The sequence below is a fragment of the Rhodanobacter aciditrophus genome (assembly GCF_042679525.1).
Lineage (GTDB): Bacteria > Pseudomonadota > Gammaproteobacteria > Pseudomonadales > Marinomonadaceae > Marinomonas > Marinomonas aciditrophus.
Genome location: NZ_JBHTMN010000017.1, coordinates 12,700 through 35,086 on the forward strand (window position 1 = coordinate 12,700; position 22,387 = coordinate 35,086).

17 protein-coding genes and 1 riboswitch are annotated in these 22,387 nt (G+C 47.3%); of the genes, 14 read left to right on the forward strand and 3 right to left on the reverse strand.

The window, feature by feature from the left end:
- Positions 1-30: 30 nt before the first annotated feature.
- Complete coding sequence (locus ACFQ45_RS14525) at positions 31-426, forward strand: MmcQ/YjbR family DNA-binding protein (protein ID WP_377368946.1); 396 nt, start codon at positions 31-33, stop codon at positions 424-426.
- 62 nt (positions 427-488) lie between these two features.
- On the opposite strand, the gene ACFQ45_RS14530 is transcribed toward ACFQ45_RS14525, so the two are convergent.
- Together ACFQ45_RS14530 and ACFQ45_RS14535 are read right to left on the reverse strand one after the other, a co-directional pair.
- Positions 489-1,034, reverse strand: a complete 546-nt coding sequence (locus ACFQ45_RS14530; protein ID WP_377368948.1) for a glutathione peroxidase — start codon at positions 1,032-1,034, stop codon at positions 489-491.
- 232 nt (positions 1,035-1,266) lie between these two features.
- Positions 1,267-2,862, reverse strand: coding sequence for an isocitrate lyase (locus tag ACFQ45_RS14535; RefSeq protein ID WP_377368950.1), 1,596 nt, complete (start codon positions 2,860-2,862; stop codon positions 1,267-1,269).
- A 348-nt stretch (positions 2,863-3,210) separates the two neighbouring features.
- On the opposite strand from ACFQ45_RS14535, the gene ACFQ45_RS14540 reads away from it, so the two are divergent.
- Positions 3,211-5,382 (forward strand): malate synthase G, encoded by a 2,172-nt coding sequence (locus tag ACFQ45_RS14540; protein ID WP_377368952.1) that lies wholly within the window; start codon positions 3,211-3,213, stop codon positions 5,380-5,382.
- Positions 5,383-5,475: 93 nt separating this feature from the next.
- Positions 5,476-6,114: a hypothetical protein gene (locus ACFQ45_RS14545; RefSeq protein ID WP_377368954.1), complete on the forward strand. Its 639-nt coding sequence runs from the start codon at positions 5,476-5,478 to the stop codon at positions 6,112-6,114.
- Positions 6,115-6,161: 47 nt separating this feature from the next.
- Here the strand turns inward: ACFQ45_RS14545 and ACFQ45_RS14550 are convergent, their stop codons facing one another.
- On the reverse strand, positions 6,162-6,647 hold the full coding sequence (locus tag ACFQ45_RS14550) for a 6,7-dimethyl-8-ribityllumazine synthase (protein ID WP_377368956.1): 486 nt from the start codon (positions 6,645-6,647) through the stop codon (positions 6,162-6,164).
- Between the two features lie 97 nt (positions 6,648-6,744).
- Positions 6,745-6,906, reverse strand: a riboswitch (FMN riboswitch).
- A gap of 275 nt (positions 6,907-7,181) precedes the next feature.
- On the opposite strand from ACFQ45_RS14550, the gene cobJ reads away from it, so the two are divergent.
- The 11 genes from cobJ to ACFQ45_RS14605 all read left to right on the forward strand — a co-directional run bounded on the left by cobJ (position 7,182) and on the right by ACFQ45_RS14605 (position 22,381).
- Positions 7,182-7,958, forward strand: coding sequence for a precorrin-3B C(17)-methyltransferase (gene cobJ, locus ACFQ45_RS14555; protein ID WP_377368958.1), 777 nt, complete (start codon positions 7,182-7,184; stop codon positions 7,956-7,958).
- 33 nt (positions 7,959-7,991) lie between these two features.
- Complete coding sequence (gene cobM, locus ACFQ45_RS14560; protein ID WP_377368960.1) at positions 7,992-8,771, forward strand: precorrin-4 C(11)-methyltransferase; 780 nt, start codon at positions 7,992-7,994, stop codon at positions 8,769-8,771.
- Positions 8,772-8,777: 6 nt separating this feature from the next.
- Complete coding sequence (gene cobW, locus ACFQ45_RS14565; protein WP_377368962.1) at positions 8,778-9,857, forward strand: cobalamin biosynthesis protein CobW; 1,080 nt, start codon at positions 8,778-8,780, stop codon at positions 9,855-9,857.
- A 10-nt stretch (positions 9,858-9,867) separates the two neighbouring features.
- Positions 9,868-13,704 (forward strand): cobaltochelatase subunit CobN, encoded by a 3,837-nt coding sequence (gene cobN, locus ACFQ45_RS14570; protein WP_377368964.1) that lies wholly within the window; start codon positions 9,868-9,870, stop codon positions 13,702-13,704.
- Between the two features lie 81 nt (positions 13,705-13,785).
- A complete protein-coding gene (locus ACFQ45_RS14575) occupies positions 13,786-15,057 on the forward strand; it encodes a sirohydrochlorin chelatase (RefSeq protein ID WP_377368966.1) in 1,272 nt (423 codons plus the stop codon).
- A 137-nt stretch (positions 15,058-15,194) separates the two neighbouring features.
- Complete coding sequence (locus tag ACFQ45_RS14580; RefSeq protein ID WP_377368968.1) at positions 15,195-15,779, forward strand: hypothetical protein; 585 nt, start codon at positions 15,195-15,197, stop codon at positions 15,777-15,779.
- A 164-nt stretch (positions 15,780-15,943) separates the two neighbouring features.
- The gene (locus tag ACFQ45_RS14585) at positions 15,944-16,975 is read left to right on the forward strand and encodes a GGDEF domain-containing protein (RefSeq protein ID WP_377368970.1); all 1,032 of its coding nucleotides are present in this window, start codon (positions 15,944-15,946) and stop codon (positions 16,973-16,975) included.
- A 151-nt stretch (positions 16,976-17,126) separates the two neighbouring features.
- The gene (locus tag ACFQ45_RS14590; protein WP_377368972.1) at positions 17,127-18,716 is read left to right on the forward strand and encodes an ABC-F family ATPase; all 1,590 of its coding nucleotides are present in this window, start codon (positions 17,127-17,129) and stop codon (positions 18,714-18,716) included.
- Between the two features lie 650 nt (positions 18,717-19,366).
- Positions 19,367-21,229: a methyl-accepting chemotaxis protein gene (locus ACFQ45_RS14595; RefSeq protein WP_377368974.1), complete on the forward strand. Its 1,863-nt coding sequence runs from the start codon at positions 19,367-19,369 to the stop codon at positions 21,227-21,229.
- 180 nt (positions 21,230-21,409) lie between these two features.
- Complete coding sequence (locus ACFQ45_RS14600) at positions 21,410-22,066, forward strand: NAD(P)H-binding protein (RefSeq protein ID WP_377368976.1); 657 nt, start codon at positions 21,410-21,412, stop codon at positions 22,064-22,066.
- 84 nt (positions 22,067-22,150) lie between these two features.
- Complete coding sequence (locus tag ACFQ45_RS14605; RefSeq protein ID WP_377368978.1) at positions 22,151-22,381, forward strand: DUF2789 domain-containing protein; 231 nt, start codon at positions 22,151-22,153, stop codon at positions 22,379-22,381.
- Positions 22,382-22,387: the final 6 nt, after the last annotated feature.

The window sequence follows — 22,387 nt, forward strand, 5'->3', positions numbered from 1 at the left end:
AAACCTTTTCTGTAAAGCTGAGATCTGTTCATGAGTATTCGAGAGACTTTAGTTCAATACATGAAGAATAAGCCTGAAGCACAGGAAGATTATCCATTTGATGACATTACTTTGGTTATGAAGGTACAGGGTAAGATGTTCGCCCTGTTTACTACCAAAGAAGGCACAGCTCGGGTGAACTTAAAATGTGATCCATTTCATGCTCAGGAACTGCGTAGCATCTTTGATTGTGTGGTGCCTGGTTACCATATGAATAAACAGCACTGGAATACGGTTGTATTGGATGGCTCCTTACCTAAGGGGGAGCTTTTTCGAATGGTGGATCATTCTTATGCTTTGGTGGTAAAGGGATTAACTAAGGCTAAGCGAACACACTTAGAAGTTGCCTATGGCAAGCAGCTGATTTATGGGGTGTTAGAGGAATAGAGCGAATTAAAGAGCACGGCACTAAGGGGAAGTACCGTGCTTTTTAACGTCGTGCTCTTAGATTAACCGTTGGCTAATGCTACTCGGACGGCACTCACCAAATTAGTGTCGTCCAGTGGTGTATTGGGAGCGAATCGACCAATAATCTGGCCAGAACGACTCACAATAAACTTTTCAAAATTCCAAACCACTTCCGGCTCTTGAGTAGGTTCGATGTTGTAACCCCGTAAGTTTTCTTCCATCTCTGCGCGGTTGACGGCCGTAGGCGCTTGCTCGATGAGGTACTGATAAAGTGGGTGCTTGTCTTCACCGGTGACTTGGATTTTGCTGAACATTGGGAAGGTCACATTATACTCTGTAGAGCAGAAAGATTTGATTTCCTCTTCTGTGCCCGGTTCTTGTCCAGCGAAGTCGTTGGCTGGGAAGGCTAATATCTCAAACCCAAGATCTTTTGTTTGCTCGTACAGGGCTTGCAGGCCTTCATACTGAGGGGTAAGACCGCATTTTGAGGCCACGTTTACGATCAGCAATACCTTGTCGCAAAACGGTTCGAGGTTCATCTCTTTCCCTTCGATATCTTTGACTGGGATGTCGTATATGTCCGTCATCTTAGTACCTCTATCATGTTTAATGAGCATTATTGTCATAGGGGCTGTTTGTCTAACCTTCGCTAACATTTTGGCGCACAAACTATGACCAAAGCGTGACAACAAGATATTCAGTGTACCTTTGATATATATTTCGTCAAATATAAAAAAAGGCTGCCGGAGCAGCCTAGTGCGGGGGGAATTAGCCAACTCTTGTGGAGTTATCAGCTATCCGCAGGTAAAACGTTTGCGATTATGCGAACTGGTTCATGGTGTTGTCATGACCGGAAGCCTTCAGTGCCGCCTCGCCAGAGAAGTATTCTTTATGGTCGTCACCCATGTCAGAACCTGCCATGTTTTGGTGTTTCACACAGGCGATTTTTTGGCGAATCTCTTGGCGCTGGACATTTTTCACGTAACCCAACATACCTTCAGAGCCAAAGTATTCTTTGGCCAAATTGTCGGTAGACAAGGCAGCAGTATGGTAAGTAGGCAGTGTGATCAGGTGATGGAAGATGCCTGCTTCACGGGCCGCATCGGCTTGGAAGCTACGGATGCGGTTGTCCGCTTCTTTGGCGAGTTCGCTGTTATCGTATTCCACACTCATGAGTTGCGCCCGATCGTAGGCTGATACATTGCGACCCTCTGCTTCCCAAGCATCGAATACCTGTTGACGGAAGTTCAAAGTCCAGTTGAAAGAAGGGGAGTTGTTGTACACCAATTTGGCATTAGGTACTGCTTCACGGATGCGATCCACCATACCTTTGATTTGGCCAACGTGAGGCTTCTCTGTTTCGATCCAAAGCAAGTCTGCACCGTTTTGCAGAGACGTGATGCAATCCAATACCACACGATCTTCACCAGAGCCCTTTTTGAATTGGAATAAGTTACTGGGTAGGCGTTTTGGTCGCACCAATTGGCCATCTCGTACCATAAGTACATCGCTTTCACTGGCGTTAGCCAGGTCGACATTTTCGACATCTAAGAAGGCGTTGTACTGTGCCCCAAGATCTCCTGGAGTTTGAGATACAGCGATTTGTTTCGTCAAGCCTGCGCCCAGGGAGTCCGTACGAGCTACGATGACGCCGTCTTCAACACCTAGTTCAAGGAAGGCATAACGGACAGCGCGGATTTTCGCTAGGAAGTCTTCGTGGGGGACCGTCACTTTGCCGTCTTGGTGACCACATTGCTTTTCATCGGATACTTGGTTCTCAATCTGAATACAGCAAGCCCCTGCTTCGATCATCTTCTTCGCTAGGAGGTAAGTCGCCTCTTCGTTACCAAAGCCTGCATCAATGTCAGCAATGATCGGCACTATGTGTGTTTGGTGCTCATCAATTTGCTTTTGAATGGCGGCCGCTTTGACTTGATCTCCAGCGTTAGTGGCTTGATCTAACTCGCGGAAAAGGCCGCCCAGCTCTCGAGCATCTGCTTGTTTTAGAAAGGTGTAAAGCTCTTCAATAAGTGAAGCCACGGAGGTTTTCTCATGCATTGATTGGTCTGGCAAAGGGCCGAATTCAGAGCGTAGCGCTGCGACCATCCAACCTGATAGGTACAAGTAGCGGCGGTCTGTGGAATTGAAGTGTTTCTTAATGGAAATCATTTTTTGCTGACCGATAAAGCCGTGCCAGCACCCTAGGGATTGGGTGTATTGAGACGGGTCTTGGTCGTAACGATCCATGTCGGCACGCATAATTTTTGCCGTGTAACGAGCAATGTCGAGTCCTGTTTGAAAGCGGTTTTGGGCACGCATTCGAGCAGCGAACTCGGGATTAATGGCTTCCCATGGGGCGCCATGTTTTGCGATTAGGGTAGCAGTGGCGTCGATATCTTTTTTGTAATGAGACATTGCTGTTTCCTCGTAATGATGTAGCGGGCTTTGCTGTTCAGTCCAGCGTTTGATTTTTGAACACATCCTCAGCATGGGCTCACATAGATGATTCGTCTAATCTATATTTATTATAGTAATAATATCTTTTGTGAATGTGATTTGTGGCGATTTTACGGTCATAGTGAGTCTATTAGCTCAATATTTGTGGTTTTGTAACAAAATTACAGTTCTGTAAGCCTGTTTCATTATTCCTATATTGGTTTTTATTTAATGTGTCATTCATTGTGTGAATGAATTTGTTAGCGAATTTTTAAAATAACTAAACTGGTCATTTAACCGGAAGCCAGTGTTTGTGAGGAAAAAGCCATGACAAATCGCGTCCAGCAGGGCGGTCTTCAGATCGCTGAAAACTTATTCGATCTCGTAAATGAACATATTGCGCCGGGAACAGGGGTGGACCCTGTTGCGTTTTGGCAGAGCTTTGAGGAGATTGTTGAAGATCTGGGGCCAATCAATGTGGCTTTACTTAAGAAGCGTGATGACATTCAACAACAAGTGGATGACTACCATAGGGCTACATTCGGGAAGTCCCATGACATGGAGGCCTATAAGCACTTTTTAACAGAGATTGGCTATCTGCTACCAGAAGGGGACGACTTTAAAGTCAGTACTAAAAATGTAGATGCTGAAATCGCGCTGCAAGCAGGGCCACAACTGGTGGTGCCAGTTAAGAATGCCCGTTTTGCCCTAAATGCAGTGAATGCCCGTTGGGGCAGCTTATACGATGCCTTATATGGCACGGATGCCATTGCTGAAGACGAAGGGGCAGAGCGCTCCGGTGGTTACAACCCTGTGCGTGGGCAGCGAGTGATTGCGTTTGGTCGGCAACTGCTTGATCAGGCTGCCCCGTTAGTCGCTGGTTCACATGCCCAAGCGCTGAAATACCAGATCGTTGATGGTGAGTTAGCCGTTACCATGAAGAACGGCGATGTGGTGCAGCTGCAAAACACGGAAAAGTGTGTCGGCTACCAAGGCTCTCCTGAGTCTCCCACGGCGGTTCTGTTGAAAAATAACGAGTTGCATCTTGAAGTCCAAATCGATGCAGCAGGTTTTATCGGTCAACACGATCAGGCGGGGGTGCAAGATATTTTGGTAGAAGCTGCTGTCTCGACCATTATGGATTGTGAAGATTCCATCGCGGCCGTGGATGCAGAAGATAAGGTAGAAGTGTATCGCAACTGGCTAGGTTTGATGCGGGGGACTCTAGAAGAAACCTTTGATAAAGGCGCTAAGCGGGTCACCCGTGCCATGAACCCGGATCGAGAATACTTGGACAAGTTAGGTAAGGGTTTTGCACTTCATGGGCGCAGCTTATTATTTATTCGTAATGTGGGGCACTTAATGACCAACCCCGCCATTCTTGACTCGAAAGGAAATGAAGTCCCTGAAGGTATTATGGATGGCATGATCACTGTGTTAGCCGCCATGCATGATTTACAGGGGAACACTCAGCGTAAAAACAGTCGTGTAGGCAGTGTTAACATCGTAAAACCTAAGATGCATGGGCCAGAGGAAGTCGCTTTTACGGTGGAGTTGTTTGAGCGAATTGAGCAGGCCCTAGGCCTGGCTAAAAATACCATTAAAGTGGGCATCATGGACGAAGAGCGCCGTACGACGGTGAACTTAAAAGAATGCATTCGCCAAGCCCAAGAGCGGGTGGTGTTTATCAATACTGGCTTCTTGGATCGAACCGGTGACGAGATACATACTTCTATGTTGGCCGGGCCATTTGTTCCTAAAACTGCCATGAAGCAAGAAGCTTGGATCAAGGCCTATGAAGAGTGGAATGTGGATGTGGGGATCGAATGCGGTTTGCCAGGGAAGGCTCAAATCGGTAAAGGAATGTGGGCAATGCCGGATGAAATGGCTGCTATGTTAGAGCAAAAAATAGGCCATCCTATGGCGGGAGCGAGCACCGCATGGGTGCCTTCACCCAATGGCGCCATCCTCCATGCGACCCACTATCATACGGTGGATGTCAAAGCACGACAGGCTTTGCTTGCACAACGTGAGCGAGCAAGTCTTGAGGATCTTTTAACCATTCCATTGCTGGACGATCCAACCACCTTATCGGACGAGCAAATCCAATTTGAGCTGGATAATAATGCTCAAGGCATATTGGGCTATGTGGTGCGCTGGATTGATCAAGGGGTAGGCTGTTCGAAAGTACCTGATATTAACAATATCGGCTTAATGGAAGACCGCGCGACCCTTCGTATTTCGTCTCAACATATGGCGAACTGGCTAGAGCATGGCATTTGCAGCCCAGAACAAGTGATGGCGTCGTTAAAACGTATGGCGGCCGTAGTGGATCAGCAAAACGCCCATGATCCGGCTTACCACGCCATGTCTCCTAGCTTTGACGGCATCGCATTTCAAGCGGCCTGTGATCTGGTGTTTAAAGGTAAGGAGCAACCTAACGGCTATACCGAGCCACTACTTCATGCCCACCGTTTAGCGTTTAAACAAACGCACTAGGTTGTCATTCGATTCGGTTTGCAATGGGCGGAGTATGGATCATAAGGCGACTTAGTGTATATTGTTCCGCTCATTTCATTAGGATTGATGGCGATGAAGAAAGCGTTTTTATTATTAGGGATAAGTGTGCTTGTCATGCCCGCACAAGCGGCCACAAGGCAAGTAGAAAGCAACGGAACTGCGGTATTGTTTGAAGCATCTGGTGGTGCTGGTATATCGCAGTTTGGGTTGGGGTTAGGGATTCAACCGGAAGACGCACGCTCCGGATTCGGTGGTTTGTATTTTGAAAGCACTACGCTGGATGACAGGCAAACCCTTTCTGGGCGGTCACTGGGTAATCATGAAACCACCATTAGGACCCTCGGAATACGAGGATTTAGTGTTCAGGGTAATGATGATGAGCCTATTGGCGCAGATGTGACGTTTGGTTTGAGTCAAACTAAAACCGAGGGGTATGACCGAACAGGAATGAGCGCCCGTGCGGCGTTTTACTTTCCTGTGATGGAGAAAACTACTTGGTACGCGGGATTGGATGTACGTCCTAAATTGCTGTCGTTTGACTGGAGTAAAGATGTACTCATGGAGCTGGGATTTGACGCGGGCGTGGATGTGCGAGTTCTGCCAAATCTTGGGCTATATGCTTACTACTATTACGAGAACATGCTCACTGATGATTTTGACTCTTGGTTCTTGGGCAGTGGTGTCGCGGCAGGGTTGAGTTGGGTCTGGTAGATCCAATAAAAACGGCAGCCTAGGCTGCCGTTTTTTATATCACTTGTTTAAGACTTTGCTACTTCAGTGAGCAAAATCGTACGGCTGGCTGCTTCGGCTAGCTCTTGACCTTTCTTCACAAAGTGACGCTTGAAATAGCTAGAGTGCTCGTCGTGCTCATGGAAGTTGTGTGGGGTCAGTACTGCTGTCAAAACAGGCACTTCCGTTTCTAATTGAACTTGCATAAGGCCATTACATACGGCTTGAGCCACAAAATCGTGACGGTAAATGCCGCCATCTACCACTAGGCCGCTGGCAGCAATGGCTGCATACTGGCCTGATTTAGCAAGTAATTTTGCTTGCAGTGGGATCTCGTAGGCGCCTGGTACTGCGATCAGTTCTAAGTTGTCTTCACTGAAGCCTCGGGCAATCATGATTTCTTTGAATCCTTCCCAGCATTGCAACACGATGTCACTGTGCCAAGAGGCGTGAATAAACGCCACGCGCTTAGTTGAAGGATCAAATGTTTGAGTATTCGTTGAGCTCTGATTCATATATGTATCTTCCACAAAAAATGCTGAATCAGGGCGAACGGGAGGCAAGCCAAACCGCTTTGAATGGTTCAAAGAGTGTATCTATGTATCTTGTCTACGCCGTCCTCTATCATCCGGACTATGACCGTCGGCTCTGGAGTCTCACCAGATCTGCTGACCTTTCTTTTCTATCATTTAATAGCAGAGAAAGCGCTCGCGGGCTTCGAGTGTAAAACTCGTTACCGCCGGTGGGGAATTTCACCCCGCCCCGAGAACGAAGTCGTTACTTGTTAACGACTTTGCTACTTTAGTGTCTAACGGCTACAAGTGTCAAAGGCAAAGTGCGCAAAAACTTGCATAAAAACGAACAAATACCTTTCTAATTCCGCCGTTGCAGTTGCTTCGATTACTGCCTAAGCATGAGCTTATTTGTCATAAACCTGACCTGAGCTTGGTTGCGCCTGAATATCCTTCACCTTTACTACGGTGCTTTTCGTGCCGACACCCCTACTGACAGTGTACAATGCGGTCAAATTTATTGGGTATACAAAAGATATGAGCAAATTATTTGTCATGGGCATGGGGCCAGGGGATCTTGGCCTAGTGGCGCCGAATGCGACCAAGGCATTAGCAGCATGCAGTGATTGGGTAGCCTATGGATACTACCTAGAATTATTAGGAGAACTGAGCGCAGGTAAAACATTCCATGATCTACCCTTAGGGGAAGAAATTGGACGCGCTAGATTGGCACTGGATCTGGCGGCACAGGGTAAAACCACCGCTTTGATTTCCAGTGGTGATATCGGTATTTACGCCATGGCAACCTTAGTGTTTGAGTTGCTTGATCAGCAATTACAAGGCAAGGAAAGTCACCCAGAGTGGCTGGACGTGGATATTCAAGTTATTCCTGGTATTTCTGCCATGCAAGCAGGTGCTAGCCGTGTCGGTGCCATGTTAGGTCATGACTTTTGTACGGTTTCTTTAAGCGACTTGCTGACGCCGTGGGAAACCATTGATAAGCGTATTCATGCTGCTGGGGCAGGAGACTTTGTGATCTCCTTTTACAACCCTGTTTCAAGAAAACGTGATTGGCAACTGAATCATGCAAGAGACGTATTGCTACAGTATCGTCCAGCGTCGACCCCGGTGATGATTGGTCGTCAGCTGACCCGCCCAGAAGAAGACATTACCTTCACGACCTTGGGAGAGTTGGATGCCAAAGACGTGGATATGTTCACCATGGTTTCTGTTGGTAACTCTGAGTCACGACATATTGTAAATGGTGAGAAACATTGGATTTATACCCCGCGGGGTTACTCCAAAAAACTCTAGCTCAAAGCAGCAAGATTAGTAAGGAACTGAATCATGACGGTATTTTTCATTGGTGCTGGCCCAGGTGATCCAGACTTAATGACTGTTAAGGCGGTTAAGACCATCGCCAAGTGCCCAGTTGTTCTTTATGCAGGCTCCTTGATCCCAAAGGAAGTCTTGGACGATGTGAGAGACACTGCAGAAGCCATTTATGACACGGCCTCCATGAATTTGGATGAAACCACTGCCGTGATCGAAAAAGCCGCTGCCGAAGGCAAAGACGTGGCACGTCTACAATGTGGTGACCCTGCTTTGTACGGTGCCACAGGGGAACAAATGCGTCGCCTTGATGCCTTAAATATCGATTACCAAGTGATCCCAGGAGTCAGTGCGGTGGCGGCTTCTGCAGCCATGCTGAAAAAAGAGCTGACCCTGTCAGGTGTATCGCAAACCGTGATCATGACCCGTTATGAGGGCAAGACACCTTTTCCTGAGCGGGAGCGACTGCCAGCATTGGCTCAAAGTGGTGCAACCTTAGCGATTCATCTTGGAGTGACTCGTATACATAAAATTGTCGAAGAGCTACTCCCCCATTATGGAGAAGATTGTCCGGTGGCAGTGTGTTACCGCACCAGTTGGCCTGATCAAGATTATGTGACAGGCACCCTTAAGGACATTGTCGAAAAGGTTCGCGCGAAAAAGTTCACCCGCACCAGCTTGATCTTGGTAGGGCATGTATTGGATACGGAGGACTTTGCTGACTCTTATCTGTACGACAAAACTCAAGCACATATTTACCGCAAAATTCATCGCAAAAACGATGGCGACGTATAAGGACACATGATGCAACTGAATAAGATTCCAACCACAGTCGTCACTGGCTTTTTGGGCAGTGGTAAGACAACTCTCTTGTCGAATGTATTAAAACAAGCCGCAGGCAAACGCATTGCTGTGATTGTTAACGAATTTGGTGAGTTAGACATAGACACTGATTTGCTACGCTCTTGTCCTCTGGATTGTGAAGAGGACGCGGCGGCGACTCAAACCGATGAAGGCTTTTATGAGCTAGCAAATGGCTGTATTTGCTGCACCGTAGAAGAAGAGTTTTTGCCAGTGATGAAACAACTGGTAGAGCGTCGCGGTGACATCGATCATATTTTGATTGAAACCAGTGGTTTGGCGCTGCCTAAACCCTTGGTACAAGCCTTTAACTGGCCTGGTATTAAAGAGCATTGCACCGTGGATGCGGTGATTACCGTGGTTGACGGCCCTGCGGTCGCGGCAGGTCGTTTTGCCCATGACGAAGACAAGGTGCAAGCGCAACGTTTAGCGGATGAGTCCTTAGACCATGATCCATCCTTGCAAGAGCTGTTGGATGACCAATTGAGCGCTGCTGATTTGGTGGTTGTCAGTAAAAACGACTTACTGGATGAAGAGCAGCGTGCACGGGTGAAAAGCATCATTGAAGGTGAAGTGGAATCAAGCGTTAAGATTGCTTACATCGAAAACGGTGAAGCCGCCCTGGATGTGCTGCTGGGCTTAGAAGCTGCCACGGAGTCACGTATTGAGCATGTCCACAATCACCACGACCACCATCACGCCCACGGGGAAGAGCATGATCATGCCCACGATCATTTTGACTCTTTTGTGGTGTCCTTAGGGGAAGTGGATGCAGACATTTTGCAAGACACCTTAGAAGATCTCGTGGAGCAAAATAACATCTTCCGGGTGAAAGGTTTTGCTGCGGTGAATGGCAAGCCAATGCGTCAAGTCTTCCAAGTAGTCGGTACCCGTCTGGATCGCTATTTTGATCGCCTATGGCAGCCAGAAGAGTTGCGCCAAACCCAATTGGTCTTTATTGGTAAAGGCATCAGCAAGGCACAGATTGAAGAAACCTTGCATGCTGCCTTGTCAGCTTAAGTCGTAACGCGTGCATTTACTGGCGGCAAAACCTGGTGGCTTCGTTGATGACGAAGGCATTATAGATCTAGGACAAAGCCCCGCAGACATCATCGTCTTGGCGGCGGCGGACTCTTTATTAAGTGGTTTAGGGCAAGCCCTGCATCAGCTTGATGAGGGGGCCCCCAGCGTTCGTTTAGCCAACTGGATGCAGTTGGTTAAACCGGCTGCCTATGATTTGTATGAAGACGCGGTGCTAGAGCGCCCCACGAAGCGGCCACAGGTTGTCATCCTGTCGTTACTCGGTGGTCAGCATTATTGGCCCTATGGCTTTGAGCGACTGCAAGCTTGGGCCAAGGCAAGCCGCCATCGGCACTTGATTATCGTCCCTGGGGACGATGCTGCCGACCCTGACATTATGGCTGCTTCCACAGAGTCTCAAGAGCATGTGCATCGTGTTTGGCGTTATCTTCGAGAAGGGGGCAAACATAATGCAGAGCATTTGTTTCGCTTCCTTGCCGCCCAGTGGTTTGAGGGGCCAGACCAATGGCTAGAACCCAGTGCTATTCCCAATGCAGTCATGGTTCACCAAGGAGAGGTGAGCTCATTTTCTGCATGGCAAAACACTTATCAGTCAGCATTGTCTCAAGGGATGCCTGTTGTCCTTGTCTTGTTTTACCGATCCCATCTGCAAAGCGGCAACACCCAAGTTTTTAGCGAGTTTGCTCAGGTTTTACTGGATCAAGGTGTGGTCCCTCTGCAAATTGCCTTAAACTCCCTAAAAGATCCTTTTAGTCTCGATTTGGTGGAACATCTGGCGGAACGTTCGAACGCTAGCTTGATCCTGAATTGCACAGGATTTTCGGCCAATCGGGCCGGTAGCCCAGATCTTGCGTCAGAGCCTACCCAGTTTGCCTCAGCGTTTGCGAATACCTTACCCGTACTGCAAGTGATTTTATCTGGTAGTACCGAAGAAGATTGGCAGGCGCAAACTCAGGGGTTACGTAGTCGTGATGTGGCCATGCAAATTGTCTTGCCGGAGATGGATGGTCGAATCATCACCCGCGCTGTGAGTTTTAAAACCTCATCGGAATACCATGAAGCGGCACAGATTGATTTAATTCGCTATCAGCTTCATGAGGAACGGGCGACCTTTGTGGCTAAACTTGCCAAGGGATATGGAGAACTGCGCCAAAAGCCAAATTCAGACAAGCGGATTGCTTTTATCTTGGCGAACTATCCCACCAAAGATGGTCGTATTGGCAATGGTGTTGGCCTCGATACGCCAGCGTCTACCGTGACTTTGTTAAAAGCTTTATTTGACCATGGCTATCCCATTGCGGAGGTGCCTGAACATGGCAATGGGCTGATCGAAGCCTTATTGGGCGCGGTGACAAATAACCCTAACTCCCTACATGAGCGGGGATGCTGGCAAAGCCTATCCCTGAATGATTATCTAGATCACTTTTACCAGTTGCCTCTGGCGGCACAGCAGGCCGTATGGGAGCGATGGGGGCCGCCAGAAGACGACCAAAAGTGTCGTGCCGTTGCTGGTGAGTGGCGCATGATGCTGGCGGGGATTCGTTTGGGCGAAACCTTTGTTGGGATCCAGCCTGCCCGAGGATTTAACGTGGATTTGGCGGCCAATTACCACGACCCAGATCTAGTGCCTCCCCACAGTTACTTGGCCTATTATTTTTGGTTACGCCATGTCTATCAGGTGGATGCGGTAGTTCATGTGGGTAAACATGGCAATTTGGAGTGGTTACCGGGTAAGGGCACAGCCTTGTCGGATGCCTGTTGGCCGGATATCGCCATGGGGCCGATGCCGCATTTTTACCCCTTCATTGTAAATGATCCTGGGGAAGGGGCTCAGGCAAAACGCCGCACGCAAGCAACTATTGTTGATCACCTAATGCCGCCTATGACCCGGGCTGAAACCTACGGGGACATGGCAGAGCTAGAGACCCTTGTGGATGAGTATTATCAGGCTATGGGGATGGATACTCGTCGTGAAGCTTGGCTTAAAGACAATATTCTTGAAAAAGTCAAAAGCAGCCACTTGCTAGAGGAGTTAACGGGCATTGAACCGGGTGATGAAGCCTCGGTATTAGAAGGTTTAGACACCTACCTTTGTGAGATAAAAGAGTCCCAGATTCGCCATGGTTTACATCGCCTTGGTGAATTACCTGAATCTGACAAGCTCGCTGATACTTTAGTGGCTTTGTTGCGCTTACCTCGGGGAACCACTGTCACGAGTCAAGGCATCTTGCATGGGCTAGTCAAAGATTTACACATCATGGAGCCGGGCTTTGATCCTATGGAGTCTTCCTCTAAGCCTTGGATAAGCGAGCAACCTGAGTCATTGTTGGTTCTTTCTGATTCGTCATTTCGTACCCACGCGGATGGCAAAGAACGTTTAGAATTGTTGGCCAAAGCTTTAATTACTCAAGTGCTTATAGAAGATAAGCCGATTAGCCAAAAAGACTTTCCGCAAACTGAGCGCCTATTGGCCCATGCCAAAGGCACTTTGTATCGTGCACTGGAGCAAAGTGCTACGGATGAAGTGCAAGCACTGTTAAATGGCTTAGCAGGGCAGTTTGTACCACCAGGCCCTAGTGGTGCACCGACTCGCGGTCGGTTGGACACCTTGCCTACAGGTCGTAACTTTTTCTCCGTTGATAATCGTGCGATCCCATCTCCTGCTGCTTGGGCCATTGGCCAGAAGTCGGCAGAAGCCTTGGTGTTAAGGCATTTACAAGAGCATGGGGATTACCCAGTAAACTTGGGTTTATCCGTCTGGGGGACCGCCACCATGCGTACTGGTGGGGATGATATTGCTCAAGCCTTTGCGCTCATGGGGGTGCGACCTATATGGGCCCCCGGCTCCAATCGGGTAACGGACTTTGAGGTCTTGTCCTGCATGCAATTAGGTCGGCCAAGGGTAGACGTGACCTTGCGTGTTTCGGGCTTTTTCCGAGATGCTTTTGCCAATGTGATGCGCCTATTTGACGCAGCGGTGCAGGCTGTGGCGGATTATCAAGAGCCCGGAACAGGCAATACCATAAGAGCGAATATTCAACAGCGCCAAGCAGAGTTAGAGCAACAAGGGGCGAATGCAGAAGACGCGGCTCGGGAAGCCAGTTATCGTGTGTTTGGCTCGAAACCGGGGGCCTATGGTGCTGGACTGCAAGGGTTAATTGATGAACGTGTATGGGATACCCAAGCGGATCTTGCTGAGGCTTACTTGAACTGGGGCGGCTATGCCTACGATGGAGATCTGCGGGACGGAGTAGAGGCTAGGGAAGCGTTTGCTACGCGTCTTAAAACCCTAGAAGTAGTCGTGCAAAACCAAGATAACCGCGAACACGACCTCCTAGACTCAGATGATTACTATCAATTCCAAGGGGGGATGACCAACGCTGTGACTCAGCTGAGTGGGACTGCGCCAAATGTTTATCACAACGATCATTCTAATCCGAGTGTGCCTAAGGTGCGTACCTTGCAGGAAGAATTGAATCGAGTGATTAGAGGGCGGGTACTCAATCCAAAGTGGATAGGCGCGATGCAAGAGCATGGTTATAAAGGCGCATTTGAAATGACCGCTACGGTGGATTATCTGTTTGCCTATGATGCCACCACGGATTTGATTGCTGATTATCAATATGAACAAGTCACAGACACGTTATTGTTAGACTCCAAGAACCGTGAATTTATGGAACAGAACAACCCCCATGCTCAAGAGGAAATGGCCGAGCGATTGTTGGAAGCCATCCAGCGAGGCATGTGGCAAGAGCCTGGGGAATACGAGCAGCAGATTCAATCACTGCTGTTGGAAATAGATCAGAAACAAGAGCAGCGGGGTTAGCCTTTAATTTGGCCCCTTGCGCATCCTTTATTTGGCGTTAATATGTCGCCACAAAAGCGTTAATCAAAGCAGAGAGAAAGCATGAGTACTACTGAACAAGCCAAAAAGAAAGGCATTATGATTTGCGGGCACGGTAGCCGTGACAAAGATGCAGAACGAGAGTTTGGCTTAGTCGCAGCGGGACTGAAAGCTCGGTTTCCAGACCTGCCGGTGGAATACGGCTTTTTAGAGTTTTCTGCCCCTAATATTCATATGGGGTTAAACAGCCTGTTGAAGCAAGGGGTCAATGACATCTATGCCATCCCCGGCATGCTGTTTGCGGCCACCCATGCGAAAAACGATATCCCTTCGGTGCTGACCACATTCCAAGAGAAAACACCTGGTATGGGCATGCATTATGGTCGTGAGTTGGGGTTACAAGAGGATATGATTGAGGCGTTTCAGGCCCGCATTTATGAGTCTCTTGGACTCGATCCTGAGAACCCACCTGAAACTCTGTATGACACCATGTTAGTGGTGGTTGGCCGTGGTACTTCAGATACGTATGCAAACGCTGAGGCGGCTAAACTCACCCGTATTGTGAATGAAAACATGGGCTTTGGCTGGGCGGATACCGTGTATTCAGGGGTGACGTATCCTTCTGTTGGGGTTGGTTTAGAAAAGCTAATGAAACTAGGCTTTAAACGTATTGTTGTGGCCCCATACTTCCTCTTTACTGGCCGTTTGATCAAGCGTATTCAAGGGTATGTAGACAAGGTTGCTCAAGAGAATCCTGCTATTGAATTTATCCAAGCCCATTATTTAAGTGATCATGAGCGAGTGATCGATGCCTTTGAAAATCGAGTGCAAGAAATCATGGATGGCTCCTTGCAAAAGGGCCATCAAGAAACCTTGATGAGCTCATTTAAGCGTCGCCTGGCAGCGGGTGAGGTGGATGTACACCACCACCATGCGGAATATGTTGATCCAGAAGACGATACCCAAGGGGTATCTGAGTCAGATCAAAAGCATGACCAAGCTTTTGGTCAGATTACGTCTGTCACAGCCCATGATCACGGCCACAGTCATTCTCATGGCCACAGCCATAGTCACTCTCATGATCACGGCCACAGCCACAGCCACAGCCACAGCCATTCCCATAATCATGGGCATAGCCATTCCCATCATAGCCATGACCACGGTCATCACCATGGCGTGTATAAGCATATCGGTCATCCAATGGGACCACGCACCATGATTGGCGAAGGGGTGTGTTGCTGCTTTATGGGGCAATTTACAGAGGAGATTTTAGAGCAGGAGAAACACCGTATTGAAGGTGATTGCTCTAAAACCGCATTAGCCCATCGTAAATAATCTGATTAACCCCAAAGCACATTGATCTTTTCATTGGGCTTTTTCACCCCCATAGGGTGAGTGTGATAAGGTTCCTCCATCTTAAAAACAGCCCCCTGTTGGGGCTGTGAACTGTCTAACACCATGAGGACAAGACTGTGTCTGAGACTCAAATGACTCAAGTTGAAAAATTAGCCAAGCTACGTGAGGCTTGGTTGCCTGCAGTAGAGTTTCTTTTTGGACCTGCCGCACAAGAAGCTCAATTTGATGGCTTTGAAGTAAGTGATGATATCGCAAAGCCACAAGTGCTATACAAGCATCCTGAGCAGCCCTACCGTTATACTTTGCAAATGCCAGCACGCAGCTTTACGAATGACGTGATGTTGTTGGCAGATGTGATTCAAGAAATGACCCGTGGTTTGTATCCATTAGGGTATGAAAAACAGGACACGACAGCTTTGGCTGAAGGGGTGGCCATCTATGGTGCCGTGGCGGCTCTAAAGCAAGTGTTTGGAGAGGAGAGTGTCGATTCCTACTTAAATGCGTTACGTGAACAAGCATTTGCGTACTATGATGCGTTTTCGTATGTCTCTGTCTTACTGACAGAGGACCCACAAGGTATTAAAAAACTGCGTGAAGTGAAGCCATTACTCTATCAAGCTGAACGTGCGGATTTTGATGCGGCGGGCATAGACATTGATCGTAAGATTAAAGACATCTTGTGTATGACATTTCGTCTGTGATCTTCGTCAAAACTCTATTAAAAGCTCCGATTTTCGGAGCTTTTTTATTTGTACGATGGGTTAACCTTTGATTTGGCGAATCAGCCATGTATTATCGGATTAGACAAAGCTGTATTAGAAACTCTTATATTATTGAATTCTTCCCACCTTGTTAGGAAACGGATATGGATCCACTGAAAGCCACCAGCAGTGATCAACTGCGTATTAAAGTTTGGCAGGGCCTTACCACCGTTATGGGAACCATTGCTGTCATTTTAGGGGTTTGGAATGTGGGGTTTAATAATGCGCCAGTACTTGGCCTTGTTGAGCTGGGATTAGCTTTATTTTCTTTGTTGATTTACCGAAAGTTTAAACAAGGTCGCGAAACCTTATTTCTTCAATATGCGTACATCGCACTTTTCATACTAATCGTTGGTTTTGCTATTTTATCCCGACCACTAATGAATGGTCTGTTTGTCTGGCCTTTATTTCTTCCTATTTTGTTTTACCTTTCCCTTGGTGCTAGAGATGGCTTTGTTTTATCCGTGGCATCATTAGTGCTCGCATTTATTGTTTTGAGTATCAAGCTGAATAATGAAGTCGCTCTGAACGCCTCTACCGTACGGCTTAATTTTGGGCTCTGTTATGTGTTGATCTGGGGGATTTCTGCTGTCTATGAGCATAACCGTATGCGCATAGAAAAGGACTTAGAAAAACTAGCCTTAACGGATGTGCTCACAGGAACAAAAAACCGACTCGCCTTTAAGCGGGATTTTGCAGCTCGAGTGGCGTCAGGTGAAAACTTTGGCCTGCTTCTGCTAGACATCGATCACTTTAAAAAAGTGAACGATAACTATGGCCATGAAGCAGGGGACGAAGTGCTGCGTCATTTGACCAGTGAATTAAACCAGTCTTGCGGTAGTGGCAATCTCTATCGCCATGGTGGGGAGGAATTTTGCTTGTTGGTGGCTGGAGATGTCAAACAGGTGACTGTGCAAGCGGAGCGTATCCGTGAAGACATAAGCCATTATGATTTTGGGGCAGAACTGCCAATCCAAGTGACAGTGAGTATTGGTGTTGCCACCCTAGAAGACAGTAATGAAGGGGCGGTTTTACTGGATATTGCCGACCGACGCATGTATCAAGCCAAACGAAATGGACGCAACTGTGTTGTGGCATTTGATATAGAAACCACTCCGTCCGAGATTCCAGCCTAGCATGTGAATGAAGCGGAATTGCCTCGAAGATTCCGTAAAATCGATGATTTTTTCGCCGCTTCCATGGACATTTTATTGTCAGGCTTTATAGTACGCCCATCAATTCAATAAGCGTTTTTAGAAACGCCTTCTATCTCTCTCTGGAATATCAATGATCACAGCTTCTAACGTTACCATGCAGTTTGGTAGCAAACCTCTTTTTGAAAACATCTCAGTTAAATTTGGCGATGGCAACCGCTACGGTCTGATCGGCGCCAATGGCTGTGGTAAATCTACCCTGATGAAAATCTTAGACGGTAGTTTAACGCCGACGGCTGGTAACGTTTCTATCTCGCCAAATGATCGTGTCGGTAAGCTAAATCAGGATCAGTTTGCGTTTGAAGAATACAGCGTTATTGATACCGTAATCATGGGTTATAAAGAGCTGTGGGAAGTGAAGCAAGAGCGCGATCGCATCTACAGCTTGCCAGAAATGAGCGAAGAAGACGGCATCAAGGTCGCTGAGTTAGAAGGTGAGTTCGCTGAGATGGACGGCTACAGTGCAGAAAGCCGTGCCGGTGAAATTTTGCTGGGCGCGGGCATCGAAGAGTCTTTGCACTTTGGTCCTATGAGTGAAGTGGCTCCGGGTTGGAAGCTACGTGTATTGTTGGCTCAGGCGTTGTTTTCGAACCCGGATATCCTGCTATTGGACGAGCCAACCAACAACTTGGACATTGACTCGATCCGTTGGCTGGAAGATCTTCTGAATCAGTATCAGTCCACCATGATCATTATTTCCCACGACCGTCACTTCTTGAACTCTGTGTGTACTCACATGGCAGATATCGATTTTGGCGAGTTGCGTGTGTACCCAGGTAACTACGATGATTTCATGCTGGCGTCTGCCCAAGCCCGTGAAAGTATGATGGCAGCGAATGCGAAAAAATCTGCACAGATTGCCGATCTTAAGCAGTTTGTGGCGCGCTTCTCGGCGAACGCTTCTAAAGCAAAACAGGCGACGTCCCGTGCGCGCCAATTGGAGAAGATTAAACTCGAAGACATCAAGCCTTCTAGTCGTCAAAACCCATTTATCCGTTTTAATCAGGATAAGAAGCTACACCGTCAAGCACTGATCCTAGAAAATCTAGGTCACAGCTACGAAGATGAGCATTTGTTCTCCGGCGGTAACTTAATTCTAGAAGCGGGTGCACGCTTGGCGGTACTAGGTGAAAACGGTGTCGGTAAAACGACTTTGTTGCGTTGTTTGATGTCTGAAATCGAAGCCAAAGAAGGTACGGTTAAATGGGCGGAGAATGCGAGCTTAGGTTATTGTCCTCAAGACAGTAGTCATTTGTTTGATAATGATATGACCCTGTTTGATTGGATGACCCAGTGGCGTAAGCCAGGGGATGATGATCAGGTGGTGCGTGCGACTCTAGGCCGTATGCTATTTTCTGCGGATGATTTCAAAAAGAAAGCGAAAGTGTGTTCTGGTGGTGAGAAGAACCGTTTGATCTTCGGTAAGCTGATCCTTCAAGAAACCAATGTGCTTGTCATGGATGAGCCAACCAACCACTTGGATATGGAATCCATCGAATCCTTGAACATGGCTTTGGAAATGTACCCAGGTACTTTGATCTTCGTCAGTCATGACCGAGAGTTTGTGTCCTCTTTGGCAACCGAAATCTTACATATCAAAGATGAGAAAATAGAGCACTTCCAAGGTACTTATGATGAGTTCCTAGGCTCCCGAGAGCTGTAAAGCTAATCTTTTATTAGTAATTCGATGTTTAAAAAGCCTCAGCCTAGCGCTGGGGCTTTTTCGTTTTGGCGCAGTAAAGTATCAGTGACCCGTGGTGAAACATAAGACGTAAGCCCAGAGAGTTTTGTATACTCTGAGTGTGTCTTATGGATTGTATTGGCGAAGCGAGCGACCTATGAAGTGCCCACATTGTAAAAATCCCATTGCTTTATCTTCCCTACGAAAAAGCTTTTTTCGACCTCAGCGTTGTCCTGCTTGTGAACAGTCCTATGTGTTAAGTTTGAGTGTGGGACGAGGATTATTGTTACTACTGCCTGTTGCTTTAACCCTATTTATGATCCGTCCGCTTTCGATTCACTGGGGAGTTGCGCCGGTATTTTTAACCGCACCAGTGATACTTCTCTACCTGCTTTCTTGTCTTAGAATTGCCCAGCGCTCTACACTGGAATCTTAATAGAGGTGCTGCACTGTGGATGTAGTGCCTATTGCTCGCAGCCAGAATTCCAATTAGATTTTTTCACAGTTTTTAATTTTTCATCTAAATTTAAAAAACAAGAGTTAGGCTGATAAATAAAAGGCTTACACAAAAGCCTGTATGCGGTCACCACGGATGCGTACCCGTATAAGTTAACCAATTATAGGGTGACATCATGCTGATTAAGCAAAAGCTCGCGTTAAATACCTGTGTTGTTTTAGTGTCAATGTTGGCTCTGATCATTGTCCTCTTCTTTGCTGAAGCGCATTTAGAAGATTTGATAGATGGTAAAGAACTGTCCCAGCGACAGGAGTCAGAAATGCTCTTATTGCGTCGCCATGAGAAAGATTTTTTAGCTCGGGAAGATCTGAAATATCTTAAGCAATTTGACGACGTTGCAGAACGTATTGTTCAGCAACAGCAAAAGCTGAATGTAATGTTCGGGACACTAGGCGTGCAAGCTTCTGAATTTAGCGATTTAGAGGAATTGTTTGTGGAGTATCGACGCCTTTTTAACGGGGTAGTTGATGCCACAGTTCAAATGGGGCTCAATCAAGACGAGGGGCTTGAGGGGGATTTACGTAGCGCTGTTCATGATATCGAATCGTCGCTAAAAGCGTTTAATCAAGACGCCTTATTGGTGACCATGTTGCAGTTACGCAGGCATGAAAAAGACTTTATGTTGCGTTTAGATATGAAGTATCTTGAACGCTTCAAAAGCACATTAACCAGACTCAAAGATCAGTTACGTAGTGCTAGTATTCCCGCCGATAGTAAGCAATCTCTCCTTTCTTTAGCGGATTCTTATCAAGATAAATTCTCAGTTTATGTTAATCAACAACAGGCTATTGGTCTTACCAGTAATGATGGCCAGATGGGTGTCATGCGTCGAACTATACAGCAGACTGAAAGCAAATTAGCGCTTATGACTGAAGCCATGGAGCAACGTACAGATGAGCTATTGAATCAAATTCGCATGCTTATGTTGGTTGTGTTTGCGCTTATTGTGGTGTCAGCTGGATTGATTGCGTGGCGCATTAGCCAATCTATCAGCCGTCCTCTCGATATCATTAGGAGAGCAATGTTAGAGATTGATCAAACTCGCAATCTTGGTACTAGAGTCGCCTATGAAGGAAAAGATGAGATTGGCGAGGTGTCAAAGAGCATTAATCAGATGTTGGAAGGCTTTCAGAGTGTGGTGCAATCGGTAAACAATACTGTGGTCAATATGACAGATCAAACCCAGTTGCTATCGAAAACGGCTGCACGGACTGCCCACGATGCAGATCGCCAGCGAGATGAAACCGATATGGTAGCTGCTTCGGTTGCTGAGATGGTGGGGACCGTGGAGGAAATTTCTCGCAATATGGAGCACGCGGCAGACAAAGCTACGGCAACTCAAGATAGTGCTGCGGACGGTCAAGCCAAGGTGAGTTCAGCTATTGAGCATATTCACAGTCTTGCCTCCCGTTTAGAAGGTTCTATGAGTACCGCCGATGCATTGGCCAAGGAAAGTGAAAGTATTGGTACTGTATTAAACGTAATTCAAGACATTGCAGAGCAGACAAACCTATTAGCGTTAAATGCCGCTATTGAAGCGGCGCGCGCTGGTGAACAAGGTCGAGGGTTTGCGGTGGTGGCGGATGAAGTCAGGGCACTAGCGAGCCGAACACATACTGCTACGGTAGAAATCTCAGAAATCATTGAGTCCTTGCAATCTCGTACTAAGAGTATGGTGGCATTGATTAATGAATGCCGTGATGAGGGGCTTAAGAGCCGTGATGAAGCTGCCATCACAGGAGATGTGTTAAGCAAAATTATCCGCGAAGTAGATGACATTGCTCACATGGCAGGCTCTGTGGCGAGCGCCATTGAGGAGCAAACTGTTGCGGCTAATGAAATCAGCAAAAACGTCGAGAGCATTCGGGCAATCACTTCTGATACCAGTGAATCGGTTGCCTTAAACTCACAGTCCAGTGCGGCCATAGCGCAGCAAGCGAACGATTTAAAGCAGGCTGTTTCAGTTTTTAAATTGTGATTCAAGTCCAGCACAACAGGGACAGTTGTGCGATATCTTTTCTCTTTGAAATCAATGCTAGTTGGTGCATTCAAATGCGCAAATTAGCTTCTTATTGTTTTATTTTTTCTTGCTTACCTCCTGCATTTTGCCCTGCTTTAATGGGACTAAATTGAATGAACCATTTGATAAGGAGGTTCTATGTCTAAGGTATTTGTAATTGGTGCCACAGGTGGTATCGGCAAGCGGTTATGCCCTATGTTGGTAGCGGCTGGCCATGATGTAACAGGGCTCAGCCGGGATCCAAAACATGCAGGCTGGTATCAGCGCAACCAAGTAAGCAGCGTGGCTGGGGACATGATGGATATGGATGTTGCTACGTTAACAGAGCTGACAAAGGGTGCTGATGTGGTGGTGTTCTCGGCTGGGGCTGCTGGCAGTGGCCGCGACAGGACCGCTATGATTGACGGTCAAGGGCCTAAGACGCTCATTGAAGCAATGAAAAACAATGGCATCAAGCGCGTGTATCTAGTGTCTGCCTTCCCGGAAGCAGGGCGCACTAAGGGGCTAGGAGAAGGCTTTGAGTTTTATATGGAAACGAAAAAAGAAGCCGATGCAGCCCTCGTGGAAACTGACTTGGATTGGGTGATCTTACGTCCTGGAACGCTCATTGATGAGGAGGGAGATGGTGCAATCAGTCTCGCAAAAGCCTTGCCTTATGGCAGCGTGAAACGAGGTAACGTGGCTAAAGTTTTGGCGACCATGATTGATACGCCAGCCATCAAACAGGAAATAGTTGAGTTAACAGACGGTTCTGATGCGGTGGACTTAGCAGTCGCTAAGCTGGTTAGAAACTAAGCTCTTGATCATGATGACGTTAGAAGCTTCTTGTTTAGTGTTCTAGACTTTTTACTGATTAAAAATTGATTTAAAGGAGATAGCATGGATACGTTAAGCCCCTCAATTGAAACGCTCTTCGAACAGCTTGGTTTGGAGGCGAGTGAAGACGCTGTGGACGCATTTATCGCCAAGAATGGCCCTATCCCTAAAGATGTTTTGCTGTGGAATGCTGATTTTTGGACATCGGCCCAAGCTAGCTTATTGAAGCAATTGAAAGAAGAGGACGCCGAGTGGTCTCCAGTGGTTGATGAGCTGGATCTCATGTTGCGCTAGTTAGCA